This window comes from Paenibacillus mendelii, from assembly GCF_024498075.1.
Taxonomy (GTDB): Bacteria; Bacillota; Bacilli; order Paenibacillales; family Paenibacillaceae; genus Paenibacillus_Z; species Paenibacillus_Z mendelii.
In genome coordinates, this window is sequence record NZ_JANHOF010000022.1 from 1 (window position 1) to 12,533 (window position 12,533).

The 12,533-nt window shown below is 48.4% G+C and carries 10 protein-coding genes and 1 rRNA gene; 2 read left to right on the plus strand and 9 right to left on the minus strand.

From position 1 onward, the window contains the following. The 3 genes from NNL21_RS32280 to gyrA form a co-directional block, all read right to left on the minus strand. Positions 1 to 254: ribosomal RNA gene (locus NNL21_RS32280) — 16S ribosomal RNA — on the minus strand; the annotation flags it as partial. Between the two features lie 287 nt (positions 255 to 541). Continuing rightward, positions 542 to 1,627, minus strand: a complete 1,086-nt coding sequence (locus tag NNL21_RS32285; protein WP_204822356.1) for an HD-GYP domain-containing protein — start codon at positions 1,625 to 1,627, stop codon at positions 542 to 544. Between the two features lie 38 nt (positions 1,628 to 1,665). After that, a complete protein-coding gene (gyrA, locus tag NNL21_RS32290; RefSeq protein WP_204822357.1) occupies positions 1,666 to 4,152 on the minus strand; it encodes a DNA gyrase subunit A in 2,487 nt (828 codons plus the stop codon). Positions 4,153 to 4,500: 348 nt separating this feature from the next. On the opposite strand from gyrA, the gene NNL21_RS32295 reads away from it, so the two are divergent. Continuing rightward, positions 4,501 to 5,262 carry a YheC/YheD family protein gene (locus NNL21_RS32295; RefSeq protein ID WP_204822358.1) on the plus strand — a complete coding sequence of 254 codons (762 nt, stop codon included), beginning with the start codon at positions 4,501 to 4,503 and terminating at the stop codon, positions 5,260 to 5,262. Positions 5,263 to 5,367: 105 nt separating this feature from the next. On the opposite strand, the gene gyrB is transcribed toward NNL21_RS32295, so the two are convergent. From gyrB to dnaA, 6 genes are all read right to left on the minus strand, one after another. Then, positions 5,368 to 7,278, minus strand: a complete 1,911-nt coding sequence (gyrB, locus tag NNL21_RS32300; RefSeq protein WP_204822359.1) for a DNA topoisomerase (ATP-hydrolyzing) subunit B — start codon at positions 7,276 to 7,278, stop codon at positions 5,368 to 5,370. 57 nt (positions 7,279 to 7,335) lie between these two features. Beyond that, positions 7,336 to 7,584, minus strand: a complete 249-nt coding sequence (gene remB, locus NNL21_RS32305; protein WP_183600795.1) for an extracellular matrix regulator RemB — start codon at positions 7,582 to 7,584, stop codon at positions 7,336 to 7,338. Positions 7,585 to 7,621: 37 nt separating this feature from the next. Beyond that, positions 7,622 to 8,731, minus strand: a complete 1,110-nt coding sequence (gene recF / locus NNL21_RS32310; RefSeq protein WP_204822360.1) for a DNA replication/repair protein RecF — start codon at positions 8,729 to 8,731, stop codon at positions 7,622 to 7,624. 50 nt (positions 8,732 to 8,781) lie between these two features. Continuing rightward, on the minus strand, positions 8,782 to 8,997 hold the full coding sequence (yaaA, locus tag NNL21_RS32315) for a S4 domain-containing protein YaaA (protein WP_204822361.1): 216 nt from the start codon (positions 8,995 to 8,997) through the stop codon (positions 8,782 to 8,784). Positions 8,998 to 9,021: 24 nt separating this feature from the next. Further along, positions 9,022 to 10,164 (minus strand): DNA polymerase III subunit beta, encoded by a 1,143-nt coding sequence (gene dnaN / locus NNL21_RS32320; RefSeq protein WP_204822362.1) that lies wholly within the window; start codon positions 10,162 to 10,164, stop codon positions 9,022 to 9,024. 252 nt (positions 10,165 to 10,416) lie between these two features. Continuing rightward, a complete protein-coding gene (dnaA, locus tag NNL21_RS32325) occupies positions 10,417 to 11,769 on the minus strand; it encodes a chromosomal replication initiator protein DnaA (protein ID WP_204822363.1) in 1,353 nt (450 codons plus the stop codon). Positions 11,770 to 12,393: 624 nt separating this feature from the next. On the opposite strand from dnaA, the gene rpmH reads away from it, so the two are divergent. Further along, on the plus strand, positions 12,394 to 12,528 hold the full coding sequence (gene rpmH, locus NNL21_RS32330) for a 50S ribosomal protein L34 (RefSeq protein ID WP_204822364.1): 135 nt from the start codon (positions 12,394 to 12,396) through the stop codon (positions 12,526 to 12,528). Positions 12,529 to 12,533: the final 5 nt, after the last annotated feature.

A 12,533-nucleotide genomic window follows, 5' to 3' on the forward strand; every position in this document is an offset into this window, starting at 1 on the left:
ATGCGCCGCAGGTCCATCTACAAGTGGCAGATTGCTCCGCCTTTCCCAATTCCCTCATGCGAGAAAATTGCGTATCCGGTATTAGCATTCGTTTCCGAATGTTATCCCAGTCTTGTAGGCAGGTTACCTACGTGTTACTCACCCGTCCGCCGCTAACTCCATTGAAAGCAAGCTTTCAATGAAATTCGCTCGACTTGCATGTATTAGGCACGCCGCCAGCGTTCGTCCTGAGCCAGGATCAAACTCTCCATAAAAGTGCGATCCGAAGACCGACTATATTGATAAGCTTGTTAGCTCATTACTTGATAAATATTTGCTTGACAGGTCGCTCATTGTTCAGTTTTCAAGGAACAAACATTCACTTGTTTCGTTCGTCGTTCGCTGTGTTTTCTCTCAGCGGCGACTTTTATAATATATCACATCTGCCCACATGATTGCAAGCACTTTTTTTAATTTACTGAAATTAAAAATCTGTGTTATACAATCCCGCCTAAAAGCAGCAAGGAGTAATATAACACAGATCCTTAAACAGAGTCAACGTTTATTTATTTGTTTCTATATTAGTTACAATCTCTTCTATATACAGCTGACGCTCATTGACTAGATTAACGATATTTCCGTTTACGGAAACCCACGGTCTTGTCGGATGGTTCCGATCCGAGAATACGATTTCGCCTATTCGTTCATCGTTAAGCTTAACGACCGTTCCGTTATGGAACTGCGTTACTCTTTCAATAAACGTCTGTACATAAGCCGGTTCCAGCTTACCGAATGAATCCTTCAGAATCTGCTCAAGCACCAGATAAGGCGAATTTGCTTTCCGATACGTGCGTTTCATGGTCATTGCGTTAAAGATGTCGGAGATCGCCACCAGCTTAGCGTATGGATGGATTTTGTCCGATACAACTCCAAGCGGATAACCGCTCCCGTCAACACGCTCGTGATGCTGCAGTGCAGCCAGCTTGACCCCTTCATTAATCGCTGTCACATTCTTCAGAACCTGATAGCCAAGTACGGTGTGACGCTTCATCTCTTCCGATTCCACCTGGGTTAGCGTAGTCGGTTTATTCAAAATCGCTTTATCGATTTTGGCATTGCCGATATCATGCAATAACCCGGCCAGCGCTGCTTGCATCCAGTCCTTCTTGGGAAGCCCGATCCATTGTGCAAGCATAAAACAGCTCATAGCAGACATAACGCTCTTATGATGCAAATACTCGTCATTATGAATGGTGTTTGGCGAGAACGTCAATATCTTGTACTCATTGATATGCTGCAGGAGTGCTTCGAGTTGTGTCCGAATATCCAGGATGGGAATGTTCGAGCCGCTAACGACGTCATTGAATACCCGCTTCAACAGCTGAACGGTCCGATCATACTGTTCACTTAAAGCCGACTTCACGTTCGATTCTTTGAGGTCAGACGACTTCTCCGCAACAGCTTCACTCTCTTCTCGCTTATCACCGGAGTCAATGACGACGGTAGGGACAAGAAACGCCATAAGAATTTCTAGCTCACGCGGCGTAATGACCTTTCCCTTATGAAACAGTACGCTGCCAAGCGGGGTAAGTACATCTTGATAGAGCTTGTCACCGAGTTTCACTTGCGATACCGCTACCGTTGCCATTTGTTCTCCTCCACTTCATATAGCCCAACTATTATGCTCTATTCCTCGGTTGGAAGATCTTCCAATCCTTCCTCACCTTCAACTTGATCATCAGCAGGTTCCTCACTGCGAGCTACACGGGTGACAGTTGCCACTGAGTCATCCTCACGGATATGAATCAGCTTCACGCCTTGCGTGTTGCGCCCCATTGTGGAGATCCCGTCCATACTGGTGCGGATCATAGTTCCTAGGGACGTCATGATCATGAGATCCTCATCGTCTTGAACAACCTTGAGTCCAACGATAGGTCCGTTCTTATCGGTCACGTTCAATGTCTTAATGCCTTTGCCGCCACGGCTCTGTATCCGGTATTCCGCGATTGGAGTACGTTTGCCGTAACCTTTGGAAGTAACGATAAGAACTTCGTTCTCCGGTACCACTACGTCCATGGCAATGACGTCATCACCTTCATCGGTATTGATACCTTTGACACCTGTTGCAGCCCGGCCCATCGGTCTGACGTCTTGTTCAGGGAAACGGATGGACATGCCTTGACTTGTGCCCATAATAATCTCTTGTTCCCCATCCGTCAGCTTCACTCCCACTAGATCATCGTCTTCGCGGAGATTAATCGCGATTAGACCGATTTTTCGAATGTTGCCGTAATCGTCCAGCGGAGTCTTCTTCACAATCCCTTGACGAGTGGCAAAGAACAGGTAACGGTCCGGATCAAATGATTCAACCGGGATAACCGCGTTAACCGTCTCGCCCTGCTCGATCTGAAGCAGGTTGATGATCGGCGTCCCACGGGCTGTTCGGCTCAAATCTGGAATCTCGTAGGCCTTCAGCCGGTATACCTTGCCTTTGTTCGTAAAGAACAGCAAGAAATGATGCGTATTGGAGACGAATAGATGCTCAACAAAATCTTCATTCTTCGTATCCATTCCGATGACCCCTTTGCCGCCCCGTTTCTGACTGCGGTAGGTCGTGACCGGAAGACGCTTCACATAACCGGAGTGCGTAATCGAAATAATGACGTCTTCCCTTGGAATCAGGTCCTCGTCCATAATTTCTTCTTCACTCATCATCAATTCTGTGCGGCGCTCGTCTCCGAATCTTTCTTTCACTTCGTTCAGCTCTTCGCTGATGATTTGCAGGACGAGCTGCTCATCAGCCAGAATCGCTTCGTATTCCGCAATTTTCTTCAGAAGCTCTGCATACTCAGCTTCGATCTTATCGCGTTCCAGGCCAGTAAGACGCTGCAGGCGCATATCCAATATCGCCTGTGCTTGATCATAGCTTAGTGTGAACCGCGAAATAAGTCCCTCACGCGCTTGATCCGCAGTCTGGGAAGAACGAATGAGCGCAATAACCTCATCAAGATGGTCAAGTGCAATTCGCAGTCCTTCGAGAATGTGAGCTCTCGCTTGGGCTTTCTTCAGGTCAAACTCGGTACGGCGACGAATGACCTCGATTTGATGCTGCAGATAGTAATACAGAATGTCTCTCAAATTTAACAAACGCGGCTCTTGATTAACGAGTGCCAGCATGTTAAACCCGAAATTCATTTGCATCTGGGTCTGCTTGTATAGGTTATTGAGTACGACGCTTGGCGTTACGTCGCGGCGCAGCTCGATAACGACACGCATACCGTTACGGTCGGATTCGTCTCTCAAGTCGGTGATGCCATCGATCTTCTTCTCACGGACCAATTCCGCAATCTTCTCCACGAGGCGTGCCTTAATGACTTGATATGGCAGCTCATGCACGATGATGCGCGCTTTGCCTCCGTTATCTTCAATCGTCGCCCGGGCCCTCATCGTAACGGATCCGCGCCCCGTCGTGTACGCTTGGCGGATTCCTTCCCGACCCATTACAAAGCCTGCTGTAGGGAAGTCCGGACCTTTAATATATTCCATCAATTCGATCGGCGTAATATCAGGATTGATAATCATCGCCTGCAAACCATCGATGACCTCGGTTAAGTTATGCGGCGGGATATTGGTCGCCATACCGACAGCGATACCCGTTACACCGTTTACGAGCAAGTTTGGAAAACGTGCCGGCAGGACAGCCGGTTCTTGCTCTTCACCATCATAGTTTGGCACGAAATCGACTGTTTCTTTGTTAAGGTCGCGCAGCATTTCCATAGCGATCTTCGAAAGACGTGCTTCGGTATAACGCATCGCAGCAGCCATATCGCCGTCGATCGATCCGAAGTTTCCGTGTCCTTCGACCAGCATGTATCTCAGCGAAAAATCTTGTGCCATCCGCACCATCGCCTCATAAACAGAACTATCACCGTGAGGATGGTACTTACCGAGCACTTCGCCTACGATCCTGGCAGATTTCTTAAAGGGCTTGTCCGAAGCCATGCCTAGTTCCGCCATGGCATACAAAATGCGGCGATGCACCGGCTTAAGGCCGTCCCTTACATCGGGAAGTGCGCGGCTGACAATGATGCTCATCGCATAATCAATAAACGATTCTCGCATCTCGGTGCCAATATCGCGATCTCGTAGTTGCGAACTTTGTTCTTCCGCCATTGTTGACCTCCTATAAGTGAACGCCCGGCTTCTTGCCGGCCGGCAGGACCGGCTTCGAAGCGTGGACTATCGTAAAACGAATACTAGAAACATTATAGTATTTTCACAAACACGTACTGCTTAAACGTTGCCGCCGATTTACTTTCCATTGAGGTTTGGGCTAACGTTCCCGATCACGGATGGGCAATTGCCCGTGCCACTTGATTAACTCCGCCATAAACTAATCAGAGGAGTGCGGTAAAGTGAACGCAAAATAGGCATTATCCCTATTATAACATCGTTTTCCACCTCTGTCTTGCTTGCATTACATTCCTTGATTGAATCCTATAACTGAAAGGCGGAGCCCCTTTGGCGATCCAACGCGTGCATAGCAAGTGGGCGAAGACGAACGTCCTGCTGCAATCCGACTTGCTTAGCGGATCCATCCCCACAACCCGAAGATGGAGCAGAGAGACGTTAAGAGAAATGTTGAATGAGTGTGCCATGGTTTATGTTAAACCCGACGCAGGCACGTATGGCATTGGGGTTATTCGGGTGGAGAAGCGCACCCGCGGCGTATACACCTTCCAAAGCGGAACCCGCCTCCGGACGTTTACATCGTTCGATACGATGGCCGACCGTCTTGAGCGACTCATTGGCAGGCGAACCTATCTCATTCAGCGCGGCATACACCTGCTCCGGCATTCGAAACGCAGATTCGATATACGGGTCATGGTTCAGAAAAATTTAATGGATCGCTGGGAAACGACCGGTATTATCGGCCGCCTTGGCAATCCCGCCAAGATTGTCACGAATTATCACAGCGGCGGCACACCGATGTCCATCGAACGGCTGATGGGGTCTCATCTAGCAGCTGCCGATATGTCAGCTTATAAGAACAAACTCCGTAAGCTGGGTACAGATGTTGCCCATCAGCTGGAAAGCCGGTATCCCCGATTGAAAGAGATCGGGATCGATGTTGCTATTGATACCTCCTTAAAGCCTTGGATCCTGGAAGTGAACACCCTTCCCGACCCCTATATATTCCGAAAATTAAGTGATCGATCTATCTTTCGTCGGGTGTATCGTTACTGTGTAGGATATGGTCGCTTCAAGGCAAAACGACGCTGATCCTCATCTACAATTGTCGACTTTAGGCCGCATGCTCATCCGTTAGGCAAAAGCAAAGCCGCCCGGGTACCGGACGGCTTTGCGGATTGCGGTATGTTCCACAATCTATGCATCCAAGTTCTTAACGAACTTGGCAAACTGTTGAATAAAGTCGCGCCGCGGCTCTACATTGTCGCCCATAAGGGTTTCGAACACGTCATCAGCCTCAATGGCATCCTCGATAGTCACTTGAAGCATGGAACGGCTCTCCGGATCCATCGTTGTTTCCCATAGCTGGGAAGCATTCATCTCACCGAGACCTTTGTACCGCTGAACGTTCACTTTAACGCCTTCGCCGAATTCCGCAATAATTTCATCGCGTTCCTTCTCGCTTTGCGCATAACGGATCACTTTGTTGCGCTCAATCTTAAACAACGGCGGCTGAGCAATGTACACATAGCCGGCCTCAATGATTTTACGCATGTAGCGGTATAAGAAGGTGAGCAGCAATGTCCGGATATGCGCGCCATCGACGTCAGCATCGGTCATGAGTATGATTTTGTGATACCGGGCCTTTGTTATATCAAAATCTTCACTAATGCCAGTACCGAGTGCCGTAATGATGGCCCGAATCTCGGCGTTGCCAAGTATCCGGTCAAGCCTTGCTCTCTCTACGTTCAGAATTTTGCCCCGAAGCGGAAGAATCGCTTGATAGTGCCGATCGCGGCCTTGCTTAGCCGATCCGCCTGCGGAGTCACCTTCGACGATGTAGAGCTCGCTAAGCGAAGCATCCTTAGAGGAGCAATCCGCCAGTTTACCTGGAAGTGCGCTCACTTCTAGCGCGCTCTTACGGCGCGTTAATTCCCTAGCCTTGCGCGCGGCTTCGCGGGCACGAGTTGCCTGAAGTCCCTTGTCCACGATTTTACGTGATACGCCAGGATTCTCTTCCAGGAATTCCTGGAATTTCTCGGCAAAGAAGGATTCAACAATCCCACGGACCTCACTGTTGCCAAGCTTCGTCTTCGTCTGGCCTTCGAACTGCGGCTCAGGAATCTTAACGGATATAATCGCCGTCAGCCCTTCGCGCACATCGTCCCCCGACAGGTTGGAATCATTCTCTTTGATCGCATTCATCTTGCGTGCATAGTCGTTAATAATGCGAGTCAATGCACTCTTGAAGCCGGATTCATGCGTGCCGCCCTCATGCGTATTGATGTTATTCGCGAATGAGTAAATATTCTCGCTGTAGCTGTCGTTATATTGCAGGGCAACTTCGACTTGAATATTATCCTTCTGCCCTTCAACGTAAATGGGCTGCTCATGCAGCGCTTCACGGTTACGATTCAAATATTTGACGTACTCGATGATACCGCCGTCATATTTATAGGCATTCGATGTATCCGTCCGCTCGTCGATCAGTACAATTTCGATACCTTTATTCAAAAATGCAAGCTCGCGTATGCGAGACTGCAATATTTCGTATTCATACACGGTCGTTTCCGTGAAAATTTCGGGATCCGGCTTAAATCGCACAGTCGTTCCCGTCTCGTCCGTATCGCCGATTATTTTCACGTCGTATTGCGGCGCTCCACGGCGGTACTCCTGCTGGTGAATCTTCCCATGTAGCTTGACCGTTACGATCACATGCTCGGACAGTGCATTCACGACGGAAACGCCGACGCCGTGCAAGCCGCCGGATACTTTATACCCTTCGCCGCCGAATTTGCCGCCTGCATGCAGGACGGTCATGACGACTTCGAGCGTCGATTTCTTCAGCTTCGTATTCTCGCCAACCGGAATCCCCCGGCCGTTATCAATGACCGTTATGCTATTGTCTTCATGAATCCGTACTTCGATCCGGGAACAATAGCCGGCCAGCGCCTCGTCAATACTGTTATCGACGACCTCCCAAACGAGATGGTGAAGGCCTCTGCCGCTGGTGGAACCGATATACATCCCGGGACGCTTGCGTACGGCTTCTAATCCTTCAAGAACCTGTATCTGACTTTCATCGTACGAATTATGATTCAACGACATGCTCGATTTCACTGCTCCTCTCGACTGATCTGCTTAATCGCTTCACGGGTGTCGGGTTTACGTAGTCGCAAAATGATGCGATCGTTTTTTCAGCGTGGAGGATGATATCGGCGAATAGTAGATTTTGTGCTCCGTCACAACAATCGATTTCGCTTCTTCTTCTCCTATCACTTCAACGTCCTTCCGCTTCCGGGCTTGCGCGACAAATTGTTTGGAAAGCTTGGAGGATTGCTCGATGGAAATATCAAATATCGCCACTAATTCCGCGGCGCGAATAATCTTTTCTCCGCCCAAATGAATATACATAGCCTCCAACTCCTCACTGGTACCTTGATTTGCGCCATCAACGCGCTACTTGTCCGTCTCTTACGTGGTAGATACGGGCATCCTGCAGCTTACTGATGTTGACGCTCTCTAGCCCGGTCGTCGTTATGAACGTTTGTACTTTGTTTTGAAATGTCTCGATCAACTGTGTCTGCCGGTTCTGATCAAGCTCTGATAATACGTCATCAAGCAGCAGCAGGGGGTATTCCCCGATTTCTTCATGGATGAGTTCGAGTTCGGCTAGCTTGAGTGATAGGGCAGTCGTCCGCTGCTGACCTTGTGAACCGTAGACCTGCGCTTCTTTTCCGTTGATGAAAAAGGAGATATCGTCCCTATGAGGGCCGGCTAACGTCATCCCTCGGCGCAGTTCCTGATCTTTGACTTGATTTAACCTTATCATAAATTGCTCAAATAAAACAGATTCTTCTTCGAGCACTCCCGTTTCGAAGGACGGACGATAGAGGATGGTGAGCTCCTCCGTCCCTGCGGTGATGCCGGCATGAATCTGCTCCGCCCATCTTTGCAGTTTATGAATAAAGCTTTGCCTTTTTTTCATAATTTTAACACCATAATCGGCTAATTGCGTATTCCACACGTCCAGCATGGCTTGTTGGACTCCGGCTGGGTACGCCGATTTCAGGTAATTGTTGCGCTGAACGAGCACTTTGCCGTATTGACCGAGCGTATGCAAATAGCCGGGCTGGACTTGGCCGATCTCCATATCGAGGAACCGCCTTCGTATGCCCGGTGTGCCTTTTACGATTTCCAGATCCTCCGGGGCGAACATCACGACGTTAAGCGCCCCGACAAAATCACTCAGTTTTCGCTGCTCTAGTCCGTTTATTCTCGCCTTCTTCCCCTGCGAGGCCAACGTTAGATCAAGTGTTACCGGGCCATACTTCTTCTCAACCTCACCGCGGATTCTAGCATCCGTCGATTGCCAGCCGATCAATTCCTTGTCCTTGCTCGTCCGGTGCGATTTGGTTAACGCCAGAACGAATATCGCTTCAAGTAAATTCGTCTTGCCTTGAGCATTCGGTCCGACAAGCAGGTTGACTTGACTGTCGGTTTGAAGCTCCAGCTGCTCGTAATTGCGATAATTCTGCAGTTGGATCGATTTTAAATGCACGCTGCCGCCTCCCGGTTGTACCCGCCATTACAAGCGGATCGTCATAAACGTCATTGTTTGACAACCGTAAAGACATCGAAACCTTCTATTTCGACGCGATCACCGTGGTATAGCTTGCGACCGCGCCGATTGTCAGGTTCCCCGTTAATGAGAATCTTCGTCTCCTGCAAAAAGAACTTCGCAGCGCCGCCGGTATCGATACAGCCGGCGAGCTTGAGAAATTGGCCAAGCGCAATATATTCGGTCTTAATGTTCACTTCGTTCATGGTCCTTAACTCCTCGCCCTTGGCTTAGCCTGTTGTACGGTACGGCAATATGAGATGCAGGCTGTAGGGGTGATCGATCGGCTTAATGATGATCGGGCTCATGGCTCCCTTGAAGCCAATGAATAAATATTCACTGTCGATGACCTTTAGCGCATCCAGCATGTACTTTGAATTGAACGCAATCCGGAGTGGTTCACCTGTCAGTTCTTTAACTTCCAGATGCTCCGTTACCCGGCCCAATTCCGTGGAGCTCGACGATATTTCAATGGTCCCGTCTTCCTGTGTTGCCAGCCGGACAATATTAGTCTTCTCCTCGCGCGACATTAAATAAGCGCGGTCGATCGCATCTGTCAATTTTTTTGTATGAAGAACGAGTTCTGTTTGGAACTCTTGCGGAATAATCTTAGAAGTGTCGGGATAGGTCCCGTCCAATATACGCGAATAGAAGAGAACCTGGTTCACTTTGAACAGCACTTGATTATCAGCAACGACGATTTCGACCTGGCTGCTATCGTCGGATATAAGTCTCGACAGCTCCACGAGTGTTTTCCCAGCGATGACGACATTAGAGAAGCGATACCCGGGTTCTGTCACGACAGATGCAGTGCGGCTTGCTAACCGGTGACGATCCGTTGCGACAAATTTCAACTGACCCTCTTGCAGGTTCCATAAGGCTCCAGTCAATATAGGCGTTTGTTCGCTTGTCGAAGCAGCGAATACCGTTTGACGAATCATCGCCTTTAGCAAATCGCCTGGCACGGAGATACTTTCGCTTTCCTCGATAGAGGGCAATACCGGAAATTCTTCAGGATCCAAACCGACCATCTGAATGTCGCTCGAGCCGGAACGAATAGAGGTTTGGTGATGTTCCTTCACTTCGATCTCCAATTCGTCGGAAGGCAGCTTCTTTACGATTTCTACAAAAAATTTGGCAGGGAGCACGACACTTCCGGGTTTTTCGACCTTTGCAATAATAAATTCACTGTTTTCGACAGGAATAAAGCTCTGAATGGAAATATCCGTGTCACTGGCCGTTAAGGTCACGCCTTGATGGGTCACATCAATTTTGATTCCGCCGAGAATGGGAATGGCTGGTCTGGTGGATGAAGCTTTGGAAACCTGTTGAATCGCTTCGTTGAGTTCATCTTTACGTATCGTCAGTTTCATGGTTTCACTCCTAAGGCTTGATGGCGGGAATTGCCGAATTTTGAGACGATTTTGTCACTTATTATTGATGATGATTATTTAAAAAAAAGAGTAGTAGCAGTAGTAGGGGCCCTGAATATGTGGATAACAGGGTGAAACGCTGATAAATCAAGCCTATCCACATGTGTATAGCGTGTGCATAGGCTTTGGCGATTTTTTATGCCCAGGTGTATAACTTTTTGAAGGCATATGAATTAAATTGTGAATAACTTTTTAAGTGTGATTTTTGACTTTTTCCGCGAGCGTTTGGACGATTTTATATAAATCCGGATCAACCTTGAGCTGCTGTGTTATTTTCTCGTGGGCATGAATGACGGTCGTATGGTCGCGGCCGCCGAATGCCTCCCCGATCTTTGGAAGGGAGAAGTCGGTTAACTCACGGGATAAATACATCGCAACTTGCCTTGGAAAAGCAACAGCCTTCGTCCGTTTACGCGCCTTGAATTCCTCCATGCGCAGGCCATAAAATTCCCCGACCTTCTGCTGGATATCCTGCATCGTAATCATCTTCGGCCGGCTCGAAGGAATAATATCCTTGAGTGCTTCCGCAGCCAAATGCGAGCTTATATCCTCATTGATTAACGATGAGTAGGCCACTACGCGGATGAGTGCCCCTTCGAGCTCTCTAATGTTGGTATCGATTTGATTCGCGATGTAAACCATAGCTTCGTTAGGGATGTCCAAATTCTCAGCTTTGGCTTTCTTTCTTAAAATTGCAATGCGCGTTTCCAGGTCAGGCGGCTGTATATCGGTTTGAAGGCCCCATTCAAACCGGGAGCGAAGCCGTTCTTCCAATGTCGGAATTTCTTTGGGCGGACGGTCACTGGAGATGACGATTTGCTTACGCTCTTCATGGAGCGCGTTAAACGTATGGAAAAATTCCTCCTGCGTGCCGTCCTTACCTGCGAGAAACTGAATATCATCGATCAGAAGCACATCGATGTTGCGGTATTTATTGCGAAAATTCTCGCCGCGGTCGTCGCGGATCGAATTGATGAATTCGTTCGTAAATTTCTCGGAAGACAAGTAAAGCACGCGGGTACTCGGATTATGCTCCAAAATATAATGTCCGATGGCGTGCATCAGGTGAGTTTTTCCAAGGCCAACGCCGCCATACAGGAACAGCGGATTATAGGCTTTGGCCGGCGCTTCAGCTACAGCCAATGATGCTGCATGTGCGAACCGGTTATTGGCACCGATGACGAATGTATCGAAGGTATATTTAGGGTTAAGCATATATGGAGCCGTTTCTTCCGGAGCAGAATGAACGGCCGCAATCAGAGGCGGGGGCTGGACAGCCGGCTCCGGCGGCTTATTTTCTTCGATGACAAACTTAATATCGAACTGGCGCCCCATGAACTCCTGGAGCGTTGTTCGAACTAATTTTGTATATCGGCTTTCCAGCCATTCAACGGCAAATGTCGTAGGCGCTGTTACAACAACCATCGATTCGCCGTGAAAGGAGGCTTTCGTCGCTTTGAACCATGTGTCAAAGCTCGGTTTGCTCAACTTCGTCTGAATGATCGACAGCACCTGTTGCCACATTTCGTGCGTATGGCTATCCACAGATTGTCACTCCTTATCAATTTCGCCCGAAAAGCGGCGCAGCCATGCATGAGATGTCGGATTATCGGGTATTCTTGACAGGTCCATCCACATAATTAAGGATGAATGGGTGAAAATTATCAGAAGGGGATGAATGTTGTTCACATTGTTATCCACAGGATGTTAATAAGTCTGAGGAAAGATTCGAGTCATCCACACCGAAAACAAATCTATCATAGCAAAATAACCCTTGTATTTCAACGATTTGCTCGATTTTATCCACAAATTCAATAGGTTGTGTATAAAAGTTATGGACAACACTATATATTGTTTACATCCTGTTAAGATTCAACATAAATCGTGGAATTCAAATAATTTTCATCCACATGTTATTAATTTTCGACGGAATGGTGCTTATTTTGACTCTTATCCACAGTGTTGATGAATCTCTTCCTATAAGGGGGACGGCCCCAAGTGATCGGGCTGCGTTAGCGTTCCTTAGATAGAAGGGCTTTCAGTTGACATTTTGCTGTCATCATGGTTAAATAGAAAAAGCGTTTTTAAATGAGAAGTGGTCCGTTGTACTAGCGACGAGAAATAGCATTTCGCCAGGCGAGGGAATATGGACACGGGAGGTGCAAGCAATTGAGACCGACATTTAGACCGAATGTAAGCAAACGTAAAAAGGTTCACGGGTTCCGCAAACGGATGGCGTCGAAAAACGGACGTAAAGTATTGAGCGCCCGCCGCCAAAAGGGCAGAAAAGTACTGAGCGCGTAAGCAGA

Coding starts and splice junctions, on each gene's coding strand:
- NNL21_RS32285 (WP_204822356.1), bottom strand. CDS start 1,627: ATGGCAACGGTAGCGGTATCGCAAGTGAAACTCGGTGACAAGCTCTAT.
- gyrA (WP_204822357.1), bottom strand. CDS start 4,152: ATGGCGGAAGAACAAAGTTCGCAACTACGAGATCGCGATATTGGCACC.
- gyrB (WP_204822359.1), bottom strand. CDS start 7,278: ATGTCGTTGAATCATAATTCGTACGATGAAAGTCAGATACAGGTTCTT.
- remB (WP_183600795.1), bottom strand. CDS start 7,584: ATGTATATTCATTTGGGCGGAGAAAAGATTATTCGCGCCGCGGAATTA.
- yaaA (WP_204822361.1), bottom strand. CDS start 8,997: ATGAACGAAGTGAACATTAAGACCGAATATATTGCGCTTGGCCAATTT.
- dnaN (WP_204822362.1), bottom strand. CDS start 10,164: ATGAAACTGACGATACGTAAAGATGAACTCAACGAAGCGATTCAACAG.